General features: G+C 61.9%; 17 protein-coding genes. 8 read left to right on the top strand and 9 right to left on the bottom strand.

From position 1 onward, the window contains the following. Positions 1-38 precede the first annotated feature (38 nt). From MWU63_RS00220 to MWU63_RS00205, 4 genes are read left to right on the top strand one after another with little or no spacing between them, the layout of a single operon-like run. Positions 39-1,379 (top strand): MmgE/PrpD family protein, encoded by a 1,341-nt coding sequence (locus tag MWU63_RS00220; RefSeq protein WP_247076615.1) that lies wholly within the window; start codon positions 39-41, stop codon positions 1,377-1,379. A gap of 21 nt (positions 1,380-1,400) precedes the next feature. Further along, on the top strand, positions 1,401-2,339 hold the full coding sequence (locus tag MWU63_RS00215; protein WP_247076613.1) for an N-carbamoyl-D-amino-acid hydrolase: 939 nt from the start codon (positions 1,401-1,403) through the stop codon (positions 2,337-2,339). A 3-nt stretch (positions 2,340-2,342) separates the two neighbouring features. Next, positions 2,343-3,791, top strand: a complete 1,449-nt coding sequence (gene hydA / locus MWU63_RS00210) for a dihydropyrimidinase (RefSeq protein ID WP_247076611.1) — start codon at positions 2,343-2,345, stop codon at positions 3,789-3,791. Further along, complete coding sequence (locus MWU63_RS00205; RefSeq protein WP_247076604.1) at positions 3,788-4,450, top strand: aspartate/glutamate racemase family protein; 663 nt, start codon at positions 3,788-3,790, stop codon at positions 4,448-4,450. The genes hydA and MWU63_RS00205 overlap by 4 nt, the downstream gene beginning before the upstream one ends. Here the strand turns inward: MWU63_RS00205 and MWU63_RS00200 are convergent. From MWU63_RS00200 to MWU63_RS00185, 4 genes are all read right to left on the bottom strand, one after another. Next, positions 4,435-5,316: an isocitrate lyase/phosphoenolpyruvate mutase family protein gene (locus MWU63_RS00200; RefSeq protein ID WP_247076602.1), complete on the bottom strand. Its 882-nt coding sequence runs from the start codon at positions 5,314-5,316 to the stop codon at positions 4,435-4,437. The two genes, MWU63_RS00205 and MWU63_RS00200, sit on opposite strands and share 16 nt — an antisense overlap. Continuing rightward, on the bottom strand, positions 5,313-6,005 hold the full coding sequence (locus MWU63_RS00195) for a GntR family transcriptional regulator (protein WP_247076600.1): 693 nt from the start codon (positions 6,003-6,005) through the stop codon (positions 5,313-5,315). The genes MWU63_RS00200 and MWU63_RS00195 overlap by 4 nt, the downstream gene beginning before the upstream one ends. Continuing rightward, positions 6,002-6,778, bottom strand: coding sequence for a polysaccharide deacetylase family protein (locus tag MWU63_RS00190; RefSeq protein WP_247076598.1), 777 nt, complete (start codon positions 6,776-6,778; stop codon positions 6,002-6,004). The genes MWU63_RS00195 and MWU63_RS00190 overlap by 4 nt, the downstream gene beginning before the upstream one ends. 125 nt (positions 6,779-6,903) lie before the next feature. Continuing rightward, the gene (locus MWU63_RS00185; RefSeq protein ID WP_247076597.1) at positions 6,904-7,782 is read right to left on the bottom strand and encodes a polysaccharide deacetylase family protein; all 879 of its coding nucleotides are present in this window, start codon (positions 7,780-7,782) and stop codon (positions 6,904-6,906) included. A 29-nt stretch (positions 7,783-7,811) separates the two neighbouring features. Here MWU63_RS00185 and MWU63_RS00180 point away from each other — a divergent pair, with 29 nt between their 5' ends. Continuing rightward, positions 7,812-9,197: a dihydroorotase family protein gene (locus MWU63_RS00180; RefSeq protein WP_247076595.1), complete on the top strand. Its 1,386-nt coding sequence runs from the start codon at positions 7,812-7,814 to the stop codon at positions 9,195-9,197. Between the two features lie 7 nt (positions 9,198-9,204). On the opposite strand, the gene MWU63_RS00175 is transcribed toward MWU63_RS00180, so the two are convergent. Continuing rightward, the gene (locus MWU63_RS00175; RefSeq protein WP_247076593.1) at positions 9,205-10,575 is read right to left on the bottom strand and encodes a nitroreductase family protein; all 1,371 of its coding nucleotides are present in this window, start codon (positions 10,573-10,575) and stop codon (positions 9,205-9,207) included. 250 nt (positions 10,576-10,825) lie between these two features. Between MWU63_RS00175 and dctP the strand changes: the two genes are divergently transcribed. From dctP to MWU63_RS00160, 3 genes are read left to right on the top strand one after another with little or no spacing between them, the layout of a single operon-like run. Further along, on the top strand, positions 10,826-11,836 hold the full coding sequence (dctP, locus tag MWU63_RS00170) for a TRAP transporter substrate-binding protein DctP (RefSeq protein WP_247076591.1): 1,011 nt from the start codon (positions 10,826-10,828) through the stop codon (positions 11,834-11,836). A gap of 59 nt (positions 11,837-11,895) precedes the next feature. After that, positions 11,896-12,432, top strand: a complete 537-nt coding sequence (locus MWU63_RS00165) for a TRAP transporter small permease (RefSeq protein ID WP_247076589.1) — start codon at positions 11,896-11,898, stop codon at positions 12,430-12,432. Positions 12,433-12,438: 6 nt separating this feature from the next. Then, the gene (locus tag MWU63_RS00160) at positions 12,439-13,749 is read left to right on the top strand and encodes a TRAP transporter large permease (RefSeq protein ID WP_247076587.1); all 1,311 of its coding nucleotides are present in this window, start codon (positions 12,439-12,441) and stop codon (positions 13,747-13,749) included. On the opposite strand, the gene MWU63_RS00155 is transcribed toward MWU63_RS00160, so the two are convergent. The 4 genes from MWU63_RS00155 to MWU63_RS00140 are packed head-to-tail and all read right to left on the bottom strand — an operon-like array spanning position 13,746 to position 18,485. After that, positions 13,746-15,089 (bottom strand): MmgE/PrpD family protein, encoded by a 1,344-nt coding sequence (locus MWU63_RS00155; protein ID WP_247076585.1) that lies wholly within the window; start codon positions 15,087-15,089, stop codon positions 13,746-13,748. The genes MWU63_RS00160 and MWU63_RS00155 overlap by 4 nt on opposite strands. Then, positions 15,086-16,441, bottom strand: coding sequence for an FAD-binding protein (locus MWU63_RS00150; protein WP_247076583.1), 1,356 nt, complete (start codon positions 16,439-16,441; stop codon positions 15,086-15,088). The genes MWU63_RS00155 and MWU63_RS00150 overlap by 4 nt, the downstream gene beginning before the upstream one ends. Next, on the bottom strand, positions 16,438-17,799 hold the full coding sequence (locus MWU63_RS00145; protein WP_247076581.1) for an MmgE/PrpD family protein: 1,362 nt from the start codon (positions 17,797-17,799) through the stop codon (positions 16,438-16,440). Before MWU63_RS00145 ends, MWU63_RS00150 begins: the two co-directional genes overlap by 4 nt. Beyond that, the gene (locus MWU63_RS00140; RefSeq protein ID WP_247076579.1) at positions 17,796-18,485 is read right to left on the bottom strand and encodes an isochorismatase family protein; all 690 of its coding nucleotides are present in this window, start codon (positions 18,483-18,485) and stop codon (positions 17,796-17,798) included. Before MWU63_RS00140 ends, MWU63_RS00145 begins: the two co-directional genes overlap by 4 nt. Between the last annotated feature and the right edge of the window lie 34 nt (positions 18,486-18,519).

Genomic DNA, 18,519 nt, shown 5'->3' with positions numbered 1-18,519 from the left:
TCTGCCACGCAATCAGGAAAACGAAGGCGAGGCAAGGGATGGACAGTCTGGGGCAAGTGGCGGCCTTCGCAGCGCAGACGGCAACATCGGACATTCCACCTGAGGTGACCGAGCGCACGGCCCTAATCCTTGCCGATTGCATCGGTGCAATTGTTGGCGGTGCGGCCGAGCCGGATGTCGCGGCGCTTGCCAGCCGCCAGACCGGCAGCGGTCCGGCGTTGCTGATCGGCACGTTTGAGACACGACCAGCAGGCACCGCCGCCCTTTTGAACGGCACGGCGGGCACGACGCTGGAAATGGATGAGGGCAACCAGTTCTGCAAAGGTCATCCCGGGATGCACACCGTACCCGCCGCGCTCGCAGCGGCAAATGGGCAGGTCAGTGCCGCGGACCTGCTGGCAGCCATTGCCATAGGCTATGACGTGGGCGCTCGGGTCGGGATTGCGACGCAGCTGCGCACGGCAATGCATCCTCATGGCACTTGGGGCGCGATCTGTGCGGCGACCGCGGTGGCACGCCTGCAGGGTGCCCAAACCGAGCAGATGCGCCACGCGATCAGCCTTTCGGCCAGCCTCGGCTTGTCCACGTCCCGGCGCACAATGCTGGAGGGCGGCACGGTGCGAAACGTCTTCGCAGGTGTCTCGGGTCAAATGGGCGTGCTCGCAGGCGACATGATCGCCTCGGGCTATACCGGCGATCATGACGGTGTGGCGCAGGTGTTCGGGCATGTGGTGTCCGACAGCTTTGACGAGGCCGCGTTTGCGGAAGGCCTGGGCACTCGCTGGGAAGTCAGCCGCAACTATTTCAAGATGCATTCGTGCTGTCGCTACAATCACGCCGCCCTCGATGCTCTGGCGAGCTTGCGTGCGGGTCCGGAGAGATTGGATCACCGCGCGGTCGAGAGCGTTCTGGTCGAGACCTATTCCCTCGCCGTCGGGTTGGACGACCCGGTCCCCAAGAACGTGCTCGCGGGAAAATTCTCGGTCCCCTTCGCCATGGCATCGGCGCTGGTCAATGACTCGACAGGCGTCGACAGCTTCACGATGCCTAATGTCACAAACCCTGAAATCCTTGCGCTGGCACAACGGGTGAAGGTGGTCGAAGACCCGGCATTGACCGCTCTTCTGCCCAACAAGCGCCCAGCCCGGATCACGCTGACCCTGAAATCTGGCGAGGTGCTTCAAGCGGCGACCGAGACGAATCGCGGCGACTGGTCCGACCCCTATCCGCCCGATGAAATCCGCGAGAAATACCTATCCCTAACCACACGTCTCTGGCGCGAAGACGCTGCGATCGGCATCTGGGACAAGATCATGGCGCTTGGCACAGCCGAGACCTTGGACGACTTATTTACAGACATGGCGCAAGCCCCCCGATAGGCAGAGAAGAGGAAGACAGTTATGCGAGAAATAGTCATTGGTGCGGCGCAAATGGGTGCGATCCAGAAGGCCGACAGTCGCGACGCGGTCGTGGCACGCATGATCGCGCTGCTGGATGAGGCTATCGCCGCAGGCTGCACGCTGGTCGTGTTCCCCGAGCTTTGCCTGACCACTTTCTTCCCGCGCTGGTATATGGAAGACGAAGCCGAGGTCGCCACGTGGTTCGAAACCGAAATGCCCAACGCCGCCACACAACCCATGTTTGACCGCGCTCGGGAAGCGAATGTCGCCATTTCCTTTGGCTACGCGGAAAAGACACCGGAGGGGCAGCATTTCAACACCCAGATCCTCACCGATCAGGCCATGAACATAGTCGGCAAATACCGCAAGGTCCATCTGCCCGGCCACTCCGAATTCGACCCGGACCGCGCCTTCCAGCATCTGGAAAAGCGCTATTTCGAACCCGGCGATCTGGGCTTTCCAGTGTTCCGCAACATGGACGCGTGGATGGGAATGTTGATCTGTAATGACCGGCGATGGCCCGAGGCATACCGTGAACTGGGGCTGCAAGGTGTCGAGTTGATCATGCTTGGTTACAACACGCCCACCACCAATTCGCAAAACCCGGACGAGCCACCCTCGATGCGCGAGTTTCACTCCGATCTCTGCTGTCAGGCCGGGGCCTATCAGAACTCCGCCTGGGTGGTTGCCGTGGCCAAAGCGGGGGATGAGGACGGCCATCCCTTGTTTGCGGGTAGCATCATCGTGGCGCCGAACGGCATGATCGTTCAAAAGGCGAAAACGGACGGAGATGAATTGCTGGTCCATGCCTGCGATATGGATGCAACGAAGTTCGGCAAAGCCACGATCTTTGATTTCAAACGCCATCGCCGGACTGAACATTACGGCCGCATCACTGGCCAGACCGGTGTGATTTATCCCGACGGAACAAAGGGCTGAACCATGAGTCATAATCTCGCCATTCGCGGGGGGCTACTTGCCACCGCAACCGAGACTTTCCGCGCCGATATCGGTATCCGAGATGGGCGCATCGTCACGATTGCCGAGGCGGTGACAGACGCCGAGGATGTGATCGACGCAACGGATCGCATCGTGATGCCCGGCGGGATCGAGGCGCATTGCCATATCGCGCAGGAAAGCGGCATGGGCGTGATGACCTCGGACGATTACCAGTCGGGCTCGATCTCGGCAGCGTTCGGGGGCAACTCCTGTTTTGTCCCGTTTGCGGCGCAAAAGACCGGCCAGAGCCTTGCCGAAACCATGCAGACCTATGACGGTCGCGCAGTGCCGAAATCCGTGCTCGACTGGTCCTATCACCTGATCCTGACCGACCCGACGCCAGATGTTCTGGCCGAATTGCCGGAAGTCTTTGCCAAGGGCGTCACCTCATTCAAGGTCTTCATGACCTATGCGACGCGGGTGTCGGACGCGCAGTTCCTCGATATTCTATCGGTGGCCGGACGCCACGGCGCGCTGACCATGGTGCATGCCGAAAACCACGACATGCTTGATTGGATGGCCCGCCGCATGGTCGAAGGCGGCAACGTGGCCCCGCGCTACCACGCCCCCTCGCGCCCCGGACTGGCAGAAGAAGAGGCGATCAATCGGGCTATTTCGCTGGCCCGGCTGGCGCAAGCGCCACTTTTCATCGTCCATGTTTCTACCCAGGTTGGGGCCGAGCTCGTGGCGAATGCCCGTGCCAAGGGCGGACAGGTTTGGGCTGAGACCTGCCCGCAATACCTGTTCCTGACCCGTGAGGATCTGGACAAACCGGATATGGAGGGGGCGAAGTTCATCTGCTCGCCGCCCCTGCGCGACACGTCCACACAAGCGGCGCTCTGGCAGCACGTGCAGGCCGGGTCGCTGTCGCTGGTCTCCTCCGACCACGCGCCCTATCGTTATGACGAAACGGGCAAATTCAACGCCGGGCACGATATCAGTTTCCGCCAAATCGCCAACGGGATGCCAGGGATCGAAATGCGTTTGCCACTTCTCTTCTCCGAAGGCGTGACCAAGGGGAGGATCAGTCTGAACCAGTTCGTGGCGCTCTCTTCGACCAACGCCGCGCAGATTTATGGGATGCTGCCCCGCAAAGGTTCGTTGTCGATCGGGGCCGATGCGGACATTGCAATCTGGGACCCGAACGAGACATGGTTCGCAGACGAGATGCACGATGCGATGGACTACAACCCCTTTGCCGGGATTAAGGTGACGGGCCGACCGGTCACCGTGCTGGGCAGGGGTCGCCGCATCGTCGATAAGGGCGAGTTGATCGCGGAACCCGGCTCTGGCCAGTTTGTGAAGCGGGCGCCGGTTGATTCGACCGGACACCCCGGACAGCCGGTCCCAGAGCTGGACCCGACCCAGAATTTCGGGGCGATCCTGCCATGAGCGGCCCGATCCTTGTCATCAATCCGAACTCGAACCCCGCCGTCACCGCCGGTCTGGACGCCGCGATGGAGCCGTTTCGCATAGCGGGAAGCCCGCCCATCGAATGCGTCACCGTGCCCGAAGGCCCGTTCGGGATCGAAAGCCAGGCCGACAGCGATGCGGCTGTCCCACCGCTGCTGGCGATGATCCGCGCGCGCGCGGATGCCTCTGCCGTGGTAATAGCTTGCTATTCAGATCCTGGCATTGATGCGGCGCGCGAAGCGACCCTTGCCCCGGTGTTCGGGATGCAGGAAAGCGGGTTTCTGACGGCCATGGCGCGCGGCGACCGGATCGGGGTGATCGCGTTATCGGACGGGTCGATCCTGCGGCACCGCAAGTATCTGCGCCGCATGGGCGTGCTGGAACGGATGGTGGTCGAGCGTCCTTTGAACATGTCAGTGGCGGAAACAGCTTCGGGCACGGAGACATTTGCGCGGCTGGAGGCGGTCTCCGAAACGCTGGTGCGCGAGGACCATGCGGATGTGATTGTCCTAGGTTGCGCGGGGCTTTCGGCCCATCGCGCCGGGCTTGAAGCGGCGATTGGACGCCCGGTTGTCGATCCGACCCAAGCCGCCGTTGCTACGGCGCTTGGGGCGGTTCTGGTTCAGTCGAGTTTGTAGCGCGCCTCGAGCGCGTCATAGCCATCCTTGTCTACGAGGCGTTGGCGTTCTTCAAAATCGGCCAGCTTGTCGATCACGCCGCTGACATCGCCATCGGCCTTGAGCGCGCCGAGCACGTCACTCATCGCGCGCATGGCCGCCTGCAGCGGGGTGTTGGCATAAAGCACCATCGAGAACCGAAGCCGGACGAGATCGGCCTGCGCGGTCAGCGGTGTCTTGCCACCAACAACCATATTGGCGACCTGCGGGACGCTCAGACGCGCGGTGATCGCCTGCATTTCTTCAACGGACGTGGGCGCCTCGACAAATGTCATGTCGGCCCCGGCTTCGATGAAGGCCTCGGCGCGATCCAGCGCAGCCTCCAGCCCGTGGATGGCGCGGGCATCGGTGCGCGCAATAATCAGGGTGTTGGCATCTTCGCGGGCATCGACGGCGGCTTTGACCTTCGAAACGGCTTCCTCAAGCGGGATCACAGCTTTGCCCGCGAAGTGGCCGCATTTCTTGGGGAAAACCTGATCCTCCATCTGCATCGCAGCGGCCCCGGCGCGCTCGATCATGCGGACAGTGCGTTGCGTATTGATGGCATTGCCGAACCCGGTGTCGATATCGACGATGAGCGGCAAGTCGGTGATCTCGGCAATGGCGGAGACGGTGCCCACAAGTTCAGTCAAGGTGACAAGCCCTATGTCCGGCGCGCCCAGGTAGGTGTTCGCAATGCCCGCCCCGGTGACATAGACCGCGTCAAATCCCCGGTCGGCGATCACCCTTGCAGTCAGCGCATTGCCTGCGCCCGGAAGGATCATTGCATCCCGGCGATCCATACGCGCCCGGAAGGCTTTGCGGCGATCGGCTAGGCTGCCTGTCATTGGTGCAACTCCTCATCTGTCATCCAGTCCTCAACCGCTGACCGGCTTCTGCGCAAATGCGCCCGCATAGCGGCTTCGGCGGCATCGGGATCGCGCGCGCGCAAGGCGGCCACGATGCGCTTATGCTCCTCCAACGCCTCAGCGGGACGACCGGGACGCATCGACAGGCGATGTCGATAGAGGCGCAGCAGCGAGTAAAGTTCATGGCCCAGCATGCCCGTCAGCCGCCTGTTGCCACAGGCCGCGAGAATGACCTGATGGAAATCGCCATCTCCAGGACCCTGAAAATACCCACGCCCTGTCCGCATGGCGTCCGCCTTCTCATGCGCCGTCAGCATGTCCTCGAGCCGCGCCAGATCGGCTTCGTTCATGTTCTGGCTGGCAAGGCGGCATGCCATTCCCTCAAGGCTTTCACGCACCTGCAAAAGGTCGAGCAGATCCTCATTTGACAGCGACACGACCCGCGCGCCCTGATTTGAAACACGCGTGACCAGCTTGCGACCTTCCAACTGTCCGATGGCTTCGCGCAACGGGCCGCGCGAAATCCCGAACCGGCGTGCCAGTCCGCTTTCGCTGAGCCGCTCACCGGGGCCAAGTTCGCCCTCCATGATGGCCTTCTCAAGGCGTTCGAGAGCAAGCCCGGACAGGTTTTGCGCAACAAGACGCTCTGATTCGTTCGATTCGCTCACAACTCATCCTCCTTGGCCTGTCTCGATCTAAAATGTGCAGCGATTTCCCCGACACGCGTAGCCCACAGGCCCTTAGTCTGAATGATTCGCCCCAATCCTTCGTCCAGATAGCGAATACGATGGGGCATTCCGAAAAGCCATGGATGCAGACCGATAACTGCGACCCGCCCGGCTTCGCCTGCCAACACGTTCACCGCCTCTTCCAACATCGCAGGCCAGCGCGGTGTAGGGACGCGACGGTGCCAAAGGCACTCTACATCATCGAGTTCGGAGAGTTGCGGCACCGAGACGATCGGCGGCGACGAAGTCATCCAATAGGGTTGGTCATCGTTGGGCCAATGCGCCACCCATTCGAAGCCCGCTTGGGCCAAGAGGCCAATTGAGCGCGTGCTTTCCCCAAAATCCTGCGCGATCCAGCCTTTGGGCCGACTGCCCGTGGCCGCTTCGAGCACGTCAATGCAGCGGCGGATCAAGGCGCTTTCCTTGTCGGCCGACATCCGCGAGGTGACCATTGCGTCGGCGACTTCACCATGCGCAGCGATCTCCCAACCGCGGCTCAGGGCTTCGTCGATGAGCGCGGGGTATCGCGCAGCGGCGGAGGCGTTGAGAGCCAGTGTCGCCGTCAGACCGTGCCTGTCCAGAACCTCGAACAGCCGAAATATCCCGATCCGGCTGCCGTACTCCCGCCATGTATGGGTTCGGTAATCCGGCTCAAACTTGCCATAGGGGTCGCGGAATCGGGGATCGACATAGCCGTCCGGGGTCGATTCCATCGGCCAATGCTCCAGATAGACCACCGGCGCGAAGGCGACTCGCGCATCCCCCGGCCACGCGAGCGGGGCGCGTTGGGGCACCCCGCGATAGGGATAGAGATTGTGGTCCATGCCTGCCGAGATGGTCATGCGGCCTGCCTCCACGCATCCGAGAGATACCAGTCCGCAATCTCAGCACCTGTGGTCATCCACACTTGATCGTGCTCCACGACATGGCGCAGTGCACGTTCCAGCGCCCGGATGCGGTGCGGCTGACCCATGATGTAGGGATGCAGCACGATGCAAACAACGCGACCCTGATCCGCCCCTTCGTGCCAGAGCGTGTCGAAATGATCGATCACCATCTGGGCGAAATCCTCCGCCTCGAAATGGTGCCGCCAGACCATCGCGTCGTTGATATCCATCTGATAGGGCAGCGTGATCAACTGGCCCTGCCGCACGTTCATCGGAGTGGGTTGATCGTCGTGATACCAGTCGCAGTAATAGCTGATCCCGGCCTCTGCGACGAGGTCTGGGGTATTATGCGTCCACGTCGCGGCGGGCGAGAACCAGCCCCGTAACATGCGCCCCGTCAGGGAGCGGTAGATATCGACGCACTCGCCAATCACCTCGCGCTCAGCCTCCTCCGGCATGCCCCAGTGATAGCGCGTGTTATAGAGGCCGTGAGCCATCACATCCCAGCCACGCGCTTCGGAGGCCTCGAAAATCTCAGGATAATGCATCCAGTTCGCCAGATTAAGCGAGAGCGTCAGCGGAATCCCCAAATCATCGGTCACCTCAGCCATCCGCCAAAGCCCGACCCGATTTCCAAAGTCACGCAAGCCATAGCCCAGCACGTCCGGGTGCGGCGTGCGCGGCCAAGCATCGCGCCCGCCCGTCGCCGGCGGCAGGTATTCGTAGTGCTCGACATTGGATACAACCCAGACAGCCACACGCGCGCCATTTGGCCAAGTCAGCCGGGGCCGGTCGGTGATGGGTTGATAAGGCACACGCTCCAATGTCATGGTACAGTCCCTATTGAAGGAGACGGACCATGGCCCACAAAGCGGATCTTGCACTCAGAGGCGGCGTTGCTTTCCTGCCGGGGTTGGGCCTGCAGTCGGCCGATGTTCTGGTCACGGATGGCACAATTACCGCGATTGCTGCCCCCGGCGCGGGCGATGCGCGCGAGGATATCGATGTAACCGGGCTGACGGTGCTGCCCGGCGCGGTGGATGCGCATATCCACCTGGGGCATGGCATGGACATAGCCCGCCCACGCGTGCCCGAAGATGCCAAAAGCGAGACCGGGGCCGCGGCCATTGGCGGTGTGACGGCGCTCATCTCTTATGTGATGAGCGCCGATCCCTACATACCTGTTTTTGATGAGCTTTGCCAGATCACCGAAGCCGGGGCACGGGTCGATTTCGGCTTTCATTTCGTCATCGCAACCGAGGACCAATTGGCCGAACTTCCCGACCTGATCGGACGCGGTGCCCCCAGTGCCAAGCTCTTCATGAATATTCGCGGGAATGAGGGTGCGCGCCTTGGGCTTCCCGGCACGGATGACGGGTTTCTCTTCCGTCTGTTGGAGGTGCTGGCGGCCAACAACGGCCTGCTCTGCCCGCACCCGGAGAACATCGAAGTTGCGTGGGTTCTGCGCGACCGTGTCACCGCCGCTGATCCCGAGGGCAATAACGGCTTGGCGACGTGGAACGCCACCCGCCCGCCGTTTGTCGAGGCCGATGCCCTGTCGCGCGCGACCTTTTTCGCGCGCATCACCGGAACCCCGGTTCATGCGGTGCATACCTCCTCTGGCGAAGCGCTCGATGCAGCCCTGCGCCAGCGCGCTGCCGGATCCGAGGTCTGTATCGAAACCTGCCTGCACTATCTGACCCATGACACGACCAGCGCAATCGGGGCGGTCGGCAAGGTCAACCCACCGCTGCGCGCGCCCGAAGACCGCGAGGCGCTTTGGGCTGCGATTACGCGTGGAGATATCGACACGATTGCGACCGATCACATTCACCGGCCGATCAGTTGCAAGGACGGCAACATCTGGAAGGCGCAACCCGGCTTTCCGGGGCTTGATGCCTTCCTCCCCGCCCTGCTGACCTACGGGTACGACCGCCGCGGGCTGCCCCTCGACAAACTCATCCCCCTTGTCAGCGAGAACCCGGCACGCCGCATGGGGCTGAACGCCAAGGGCACGTTGCGCCCCGGTGCGGATGCCGATATCGCGGTTGTGGACCTGAACGCCGACTGGGTGGTCAGCAAGGACAGTCTGGGCACCGACGCGGGCTATTCCATCTACGAAGGCGAACGGATGAGCGCGCGCGTCGTCCACACCCTGTCGCGCGGTCGTTTTGCCTTGCGTGATGGCGCGTTGCAGGACGACGCAGTGGGTGCCGGGCTGTTTGTTGCCCGTGAGTTGAGGTGAGGCGCGCTCAAACACGGTGGGCTCGCACCGCATAGATCCGGCCGGAATAGCGCGCTGCGCCTGTCAGGATAGCGGCGTCGCCGGTTGCCTCAGCACCGATCCCAACCTCTTCGTCGATTTCAAACCGAGCGGCGACCCACGCGGCCACGTCTTTTGCGGGCAATAGAGTGAACGGCCCCTGATTTGGAACCTGCGCCTTTGATTCCTGATCGCGCCACAGCGCACCGTAGGACGAGTCTGCGTTGCGCGTACTGGCCACGAATGACCCGCCCGGCGCGAGCACTCGGCCCACCTCGTCCAGCAGGGCTTTGGGGTCCGGCATGTGTTCCAGCACTTGTGGTAAAACCACCAGATCAATGGAGGCACCCGCATAGGGCAGCTTGCCATCGTGCATCAGATCAAAAGTAACACGGCCCAGATCATGCCCTTCGCGGCGCAGACGTTCCTTTATGAAGCTTAGGTTGTTCTTCGACAACTCCGCCACCGACAGGTAAACATCCGACCCCAGCTTTTCCAAAAGGGCCGTTGTCGTGGTCCCGCCCCATGGCATGATCTCGGCAACCCGCGCACCGGACTGCGCATCCGGCAGCAGCGCATGTTCCGCTTCCAACGCATCGCCTTGCCGGCGCGAGACATAGACCCCCGCAAGAGGGGATTTGGCCCAGACCGAATAGCCGCGGAAATCCGCGATCTGAGCCCAGCTCCAGGCGCTCGGGTCCCATTGCGCGAAGGGGTTGGAATCGTTCTTGATTTCCCAATACGGATAAACAGCGGCGTCTTTTACCGGATAGAGGCTGGCTTCGGGGCGCTCGAATCGCTCCCACGAGAAAATCTCTTCCACCGATCTACGCGGTGCCTTCATTTTGGGCGCTGTGCTTTTTGCTCGACCAATCGCAAGCGCGCCGATCACATCGAATGTCTGGGGCAAATCCAGCATTTCACGCAGTGCGACATGATCCCCAATGCCTGCATTCCAAATGCATTGGAAGCCGCGCAGATGCGCCGAGAGCATCATGTGATAGCAGGCCCCGGCAACCGACTGTACGATGGAGAAATTGCCATGCGTCCAGCCCTTCTGGAAACACAGGTAGATCAGTGCCGAGCACTCGGCAAAGTGATGGTTCCCACCGGAAATTTCGCGCGCACGCTTTTTTCGGGCCGGGTCGGTGACAATGATGAAATGCCAGTTTTGCTGATTGCAGGACGAGGGCGCCTCGACGCCATCGTGCACGATGTCTTCCAGAATTTCAGGTGCGATCAGGCTACTGTCAAAGTCCCGGCAGGACGCACGGGCAGCCAGTTTGTCGAGGATTGATCGGACTTCCGCAGCAGGCGTTTGCGGCAAGGCCGTATCGGCATCTTTTCGCAAGCTGCTCACAATCAATTCTCCCTAAAACGAACGTCGTCGTTGACAAGTCTTTGTCAAGTTCGCAAAACTGTCAACAGTTGACCGATTGGTTGAGGGGGTAATCTTTTCACTGGAAGGCGCATCTTTCCGGACTATGTCGTTTGCCGCAGGGTGACGCGCTTCGTGGTCAAGTAACAGGTGCTTCCTCTGTCCCGATCAGGTTTTCACTGACCACGAACCGACCGCCCCGGAATGGCGGCATTTAATTAGGGAGACGTTCATGTTTAACCGTTTTACCAGCATCGTCGGAGCAGCGCTTCTCGCCGCCAGCGCCGCGAGTGCGCAGGATGTGACCCTGCGCTGGGGCCACTATTTGGGTGACTCTGCCTTCCTTCAGGCCGAGAAAGACTTTGCCGAAGCCGTCACCGCTCGAACCGAGGGTCGCGTGACCGTCGAGATCACCTTCGCAGGCGGTCTTGGGGCCGGCAACGAGGTGATGACACTTGCAGGCCGTGGTGCCATCGACATGGCCTCGGTCGTGCCAGGCTACTACGCCGACCAGTTGCTGTTCTGGCGCGCCTATCAGATACCCTTCGTCTTCGAGAGCCCGCGTCAGGCGATGGAAATCTCCGCTGCGGCGTTCCAGGACATGCCTTACTTCCAAGAAGAGCTGTCGAAGTTCGGCGTCAAGTTCCTGTTCCACCAACCCCTGGGCAGTTACTACCTGACCGGCGCAGACGAGAATTGCGACAGCGTCGCGAACCTCGAAGGCAAGAAGATCCGGTCGTTTGGTGCCGATATCCCCAAAGCGCATGAGGCCATCGGCGCTGTGCCGGTTTCGGTTGGCGTGGGCGATGTTTACGAAGCCCTTCAACGCGGATCGCTGGATTACTCGTTCCTGAACCGCGGCAACATCCTGTCCAACCGCCTCTATGAGCCCGGCCCCTACAGCTGTGGTCCGGTCATGGCCATCACCGGCCACCTGATCGTGATCAACGAAGATGTGTGGGAGTCGATTTCGGCTGATGATCAGGCGATTATTCAGGAAGAGGCCACGAAAGCGGGCCAAGCCTATATCACCAACATCGAAGTCGCCGAAGAAGCAGCTGGCGCGGCCATCGTCGAAGCCGGTGGCACGATCAAGCCTTTCCCTACAGAAGAACTGGCAAAGTGGAAAGACGCAGCCCCTGACCTCCTGCAAAACTGGGTCGATGATATGACCTCGCGTGGAATGGGCGATGAGGCCACCGAGGTCGCCACCTACTGGCGTGCGATCATCGACGCTGACTAAGATCAAACTTGGTGGCGGGTGTTTTTGCCCGCCACCGCTCTCCGACAATAGGCACCCCCGTGAAATTGATCTCCCGAATTGTCGAACGCCTCGCCCTCGTCGTGCTGATGATTGGCGGTGTTGGCATGTTGATGTCGATGTTCCTTGGCGTGGCTGACATTGTTGGCACCCAGATACTGCTGATCCCGGTGCCCGGCCCCCGCGAATTGACCGAAAGCACGATGGTTCTGATCGTCTTTGGTGCGCTGGCCTATGCGCAGATACGGCGCGCCCATATACGGGTCGAGCTCGTCTATTTCCAGATGCCCCCACGGGTGCGCGCAGTGATGGATGTCATCACCGACCTTGCCGCCATGGCGTTCTTTGGCCTAATCCTGTCCCAGGCTATTTCCGAAGCCCAGTATTCCCTCCAGATCGGAGAGGCCACCGTTGGCCTGATCCGCTTCCCGCTCTGGCCCGCACGTTTCACTCTCGCGGCTGGTTGCGCGCTGATGATCCTCCAACTGACGCTGCATCTGATCCAAGATCTAATTCGCATCAAAACCGGCGAGGGGCTCGAAAACGACCCGCTCGGCATCTTGCAGAAAGTCGAGTAACGGTTAATGTTTGATCCAGCGACCTCGGGTGTAATTGTCGCCTGTCTCCTTTTCTTTCTCCTGACGACCGGCGTGCACATCGGTGTTGCGCTCGGTCTGAGTGGCTTTATTGGCATTTTCATCACGATCAACGAGAACGCGGCCCTGGCGCAGTTGGCCACGGTGCCGTTTTCGACGACAAATTCCTTCACGCTTGCCGTTATCCCCCTCTTCATCCTGATGGGGGCGCTTGCGACCCAAGCGGGATTAACGGCGGACTTATACCGAGCCGCCTACAATTGGCTGGGCAAGATCTCAGGCGGTCTGGCGATGGCCACCACGCTAGCCTCGGCGGCCTTCGGCGCGGCCTGCGGCTCGACCATCGTGAATGCCGCAGTCTTTACCAAGATGGCCATGCCGGAGATGACAAAATTCGGCTACGACAAGCGCCTGTCGGCGGGCTGTATCGCGGCTTCGGGCACCTTGGCCTCGCTGATCCCCCCCTCGATCCTGATGATCATTTACGCAGTCATCACCGAACAATCCGTAGCGCGTCTGCTGGTGGCGGGCCTAATCCCGGGGTTGATGTCGGCGGCAATCTACATGGGTGGTATCTATCTGGTCGCCAGGGCGCGCCCGGACCTTGCCCCGATTCCGGACGTGACGATCACACGCCGCGAGAAATGGGAGTCGCTGAAGGGCGTTTGGGGCATCTCATTCCTGTTCCTGCTTGTCATTGGCGGGATCTATCTGGGTTTTTTCGTACCGACCTACGCCGGAGCTGTGGGCGCGTTCGGGGCCTTTTTGATCGTGGCTTCCAAGCGCAAACTGAATTTCAAGATGCTGGTCGAGACCTTCAAGGACGCAGGCATCACCACCTCGACGATCTTCATCATCGTCATCGGAGGCATCATCTTCGCGCGCTTCCTGACCTACACAGGCCTTGTCGGCGACATCTCGGACTGGATGCTCGCGCTGGAGCTTTCGCCCATCGCCTACCTCCTTGGTTTCGCGGCCCTCTATCTTCTGCTGGGGATGCTGATTGACCCCATCGCCATCATGGTCATGACCCTGCCCGTGATGTTCCCGATCATGACGAGCGTTGGCTACGATCCCATCTGGCTGGGCGTCATCGCGATCAAGCTGGCCGAGATCAGTCTGATCACGCCGCCCGTAGGCCTGAATGTCTATGTCGTGCGATCTGCCTCGCCCGTCCCATTGAGACTGGAAGAGGTGTTTGCCGGGGTGACGCCGTTCCTGATCATGGACGTCTTCACGCTGGGGCTGCTGATTGCCTTCCCGTCGATCGTGCTCTTTCTGCCGAACCTGATGAACTAGGTGCGCAGAAGTGTGCCGAGCCACCCTGTGTCGCGGGCTGCATGGATATTGAGGACCGTGCCTTCCAGATCGCTGACCCGCGCCGGACTGAATTTGCGCTCCGCGTTCCCGGCGAACTTGGCACGAATATCCGCGCCCTCCACGGGCCGGTCTGGCGCGCCGCGTACCTGATTTACCTCGGCGCTGACCTGCCGCTGCGGTGTCTCGACCTCGATCCGGGCCGCAAAGCGTTCGGGAAAGCCATGCGCTTGCATCGGCTTCCACACCATCCTCTGCGCTACGGCAATAACCTCTTCGCGCGGCGCGCTCTCGAAGCTCGCCACATCGACGCGTCCCTCCACCAGCATCATCGCCATGCAATATGCGAGCCCCCATTTGCCGTCATAGCCTGAGGCAGGGGCTTGTCGGCGCGACCACGGCTCGCAGACCAGCGGAGCGACGGGAGGCGGAACAAAAGCCGTCAGGGACGTGATGTCATGGGCGGCCACACCCCCCTGCGCCATCACCTGCTCCAAGGCCTCCAGAAACGGGTGAATGTAGTGACAGCAGGGATAAAGTTTGAAGGCCGCTTGTGGCAGCAGCCAGTCCTCCCCAAGCGTAGCAAGTTGGTGGTCGAGCCCTTCCCCGCCCCCGGCAAAGGCGTTCATGACCCCGAAAGCGCTTTCCAGAACCGATGCCGGGCCCGTCATACCAGCTTGCGCCAGACGCGCAGACTCGACCCCAGTGCGCGCCGCCCATCCGGGGTTCAGCGCCTTTGAGGTCGCGCCATCGGCCAGAAACGCGAGCGTGCCGGAGGCCTGACCGCCCGCAATCCCGATAGCCGAAACCGCACGCTCGTGATTCAGCCCCAGGACCTGCGCCGCTGCCGCTGCCGCACCGATCGCCCCGCCAACCGAGGTGACCTGAAACCCACGCGCCTGAAACGCGCCCGGGGCCGCGAGCCCAATGCGGATCGCAACCTCCCACGCAACGACATAGGCGAGGATCAGATCACGCCCGGATGCGCCAGCCAGCTGTGCCACAGCCAGCGCCAAAGGGGCTGCCACCGCGCTGCCATGCACGACCGATCCGATATGCGTGTCATCGTATTCGAGCGAATGGATCAGCGCGCCGTTGATCATCGCCGCAGCGCCCGGTTCAGCGGTTCCACCGGACAGCAAGCTGGCCGATCCTGCAGGCGCTGCCGCCGCCCAATCCGTGTTGCCCACGACGGTCGAGGAGGCGATCCCAACGCCCAACGCATCAAGAAGGTGCAAGTGCGCAGCGTCCAGAACCAGCTGTGGCACGCCCTCCATCAGGGTGCGCGCTGCAAACTCAGCGATCCGCTCTGCCCCGGTCATGCTACGGCCTTGATTTCTTCCATCGTGACCATTCCAGCCCTACGACCAAGCACAAGCGCGGTGATCAGACCATTGCCCGAGGCATAGCCCAGTGCGCCATCGCGCCCGCTGATGCCCGCCGCAGCGCCGCCACCGGCAAAGAGGTTCGGCACGATGCCCCCACTCGCCTTGCGCACCCGTGCCTTGGTATCCACCAGCAAACCGCCCTGCGTGTGAAAGAGTCCCGGCTTGACCTTGACGGCCGCGAAAGGCGCTTCGAGCGGAGCCATCGAAAAAGCGGTCCGGCCGCAGGCGTCCTGCCCTTCGCCGCGCGCCGCTGCATTATAGGCCGCAATCGTCTCCTCCAGCCCGGCGGAGTCGAGTCCAACCGCCTCGGCCACCCCCCCTGGCGTGTCGGCCCATGTTACCGCGCCCATCGCGGACATCTCGGCGTATTCTTCTTCGGCTTCCGCCACCGCATGGATGCGCGCATCATAGATCGCCCAAGCGAACGCACCCTGCTTCATCACGTGCGAGGCAAAGCCCGAGTATCCCAGATCTTCGTTGCCAAACCGGCGGCCCGTCTTGCTGACCAAGACGCCACCCTTTTCCAACGTCGTCCAAGACAGGAGTTGCCCTTGCGGATAGGCCACAGCCGCATAGCCCTGATAGGCCCCCATATTGCCCAAAGCCGCGCCGAGCGCCTGCCCCCAACGCACAGCATCGCCGGTGCTGCCGGGTGCGCCGAAATACTCCGCCGCTGCGATCTCGGCGCAATGCTCGGCCACAAGCGTCGGATCGGCGGCGAACCCGTTCGTGGCCAGCAGCACCTTGCGGGCGCGAATGGGCTCGCCCCCCACGACGGCTCCCACAACATGGCCGTCTTCCACCAGCAAGGCCTCCGCCCGGTTGCCCACGGCGATGGGAATGTCCCGGTCCGCCACGAAGCGCAGCAGATCGTCCACGAGGTCCTGTCCGCGCCGGGACCTGGGCGCGTGCAGACGCTCGACCGAGTGGCCAACATGGCGATAGGCGGTGATCAGCTCCATCCGCGCGCCTAGGTCATCAATCAGCCATTCGCAAAGCGGGCCGCATTCGGCGGCGATCATCTCCGTCAGATCATCCGCATCATGATGCCCCGCGACGTGGATCAGATCCTCGACCATCCGCTCGGGGCTGTCCTCGATGCCAGCCGCACGCTGATATTTGGAGCCCGCGCCAGGGATCGACCCGGTTGAGAGTGCGGAATTACCGCCCGGTCGGTCGCGCCCCTCCAGAATGGCAACCGTTCCGCCAGCATCATGGGCGGCGATAGCGCCTGCCAGCCCACAGGCGCCAGCCCCAATGACCAGCAGATCAAGCGTCTCGCTCATGCCCCTGTCATACCGCGTACGGTCTCATCCCAAGGCCGCGACAGCGCAGCCGATTCAAGATCGAGCAGCTCATCCACGACGGCGCCCATCGCGGGGTAAGGACCATCGACAATGCCGTGAATCTTTGCGCGGATTTCATCCGGCGTGAAGGGCAGGTCCGGGCCACCGCGCGCGCTCATGACCTCTTCGGTAAGGGTTGAACCATCGTCGAGCGTCCACGTCACACGCGTAGGACGGTCGTTGGGCCAGTCGGGCAGCGGCTCGTAAGGCGAGGTGCTGACCTTGTGGCGTAGCGCCATGATTTCAGGGATGTGCAGCGAGTTGGACGAAAACGCTTCCGCCCCGCCACTGCCATGGACCGCTGCCGTCGCAGCGATGTGCTGGATTGAGAACTTCGCGGCAATCGTCGTATCCGGGTCAGGGTTGTCCATGATCCGGGCTTTCTCGTGGGTTTCCAAATGGATCGCCGCGACACGTTCGACGGGGACTTGTTGGAGGAGCTTCTTTGTGGCCTCAATCGTGGCGTGGCCGTATTGGCAGCAGGCAAAGACCTTGTGATAGCCGTCCGAGATCGCCCAAGCCTCGCCCAGACCGCCGCTCAGTTGCTCGGCATCCGCCGCCGCCCCGAATGCATCGGTGTAGACGTCGTGCAGCGCCGAGGGCAGACCACGAATGCCAATCGCCGCCCAATCGACCGCGCGAAGCCCGGTTTGGGCAGAAATGCCCGGCCAGACGTTGCGCACCAGCGAGCCCTGGATTGGGTGGGTATAGGGGCCCGGCAAAACCATCGTCGCGGCGCTGGAGATCGCCCCGATCGCTATGTCCTGAGGCACGCGGCGCAAGGCCGAGACCGCCGCTGCGGCCCCGACAGCGGCGAGGCTGCCATGGGGGTGCAGGACAAGGTTCGGAAAGGTAAAGGCCCGCGCCACACGGGCCACGGTTTCATAGCCGATCACCAAGGCGTGCAGCAGGTCTTGCGTGCAATGCCTCCCGGCCTCGGCTTCGGCGAGCAAGGCCGGCAGGCAATAGACCCCCGCGTGACAGATCACCCGGCGATAGCCCTCGTCCAGCTCGGCCCAGTCCCCAGCGCAGCCATTGGCCAGAGCGGTCGAGTAGCGATCGAACCGCTGCCCCCGCGCATTGAACACCGTGGCCTCAGGCTGGCCCGCGCTTTTGGCGACACCATCGTGGAGCGCAACAATCTCGGGCTCACCCCGCGCGGCCACCATCGCGGCTATGTCATCGCAAAGAACAAGTGTGGCTCGCTTTTGCACGGGCTCGGGTATATCCGCCCATTCGGTTCCGCTGGTGAAAGCGACCAGTTGCGCCAGTGCAGTTTCAATATCAGCAGCACTCATGACGCGGTCTCCAGTCCATTCAGGGTTTTTATCACGTCCGCCGAAGGCATGACGTCCGCGTATTTGCCGTTCATGTCCCACAAGTTGACGGCATGGGAAGTTGGCGCACGGTCATAGACGCAGTCTTCCGGCACAATGACTTTGAAGTTGAGCGCAAAGGCATCCGTTACCGAAGAGCGTACGCAACCAGACGTAGTGCAGCCCGTCACAACGAGCGTATCGACACCCAGATCGATCAGATGGCTGGTCAGGGGCGTTCCGAAGAAGGCGCTGGGGTGTTTCTTGGGCAAAACCACATCGCCCGGAACCGGGGCGATATCCTCGACGAACTCATAGCCCTTGGCATCAATCCCCATGATCGACGGGATCTTCTGGGCAAGACGCCCACCATCGGTAGCGGCGTTCTTGGGGGCCACATGCGGATAGAGAACCGGGAACTCTCTGGCCCGGAACACCGCCAAAAGCGGCGTGATCTTGTCTACGGCATCCCATCCCACGTCGCCGCAGGAGGTTGGATATTCCTTGATCGCCTCCCAGTAAGGCTTCCGGTCGGTGCCGACGGTGCGATACTGCACGTCGATTATTAGCAGCGCCGGGCGGCTGCCAAACCCGCCTGCCCCGCCAAACCCCGCAGATGCGTAGCGGAGCTCTTCTTCTTCGGTGATAACCCCGGTCCATGGCGGCATTACGCATTCCCCCGGCTGCTGCAATCTGTAAACA

Source organism: Pseudohalocynthiibacter sp. F2068, from assembly GCF_023015645.1.
GTDB lineage: Bacteria > Pseudomonadota > Alphaproteobacteria > Rhodobacterales > Rhodobacteraceae > Pseudohalocynthiibacter > Pseudohalocynthiibacter aestuariivivens.
This window is presented reverse-complemented; position numbering and strand designations above follow the sequence as displayed.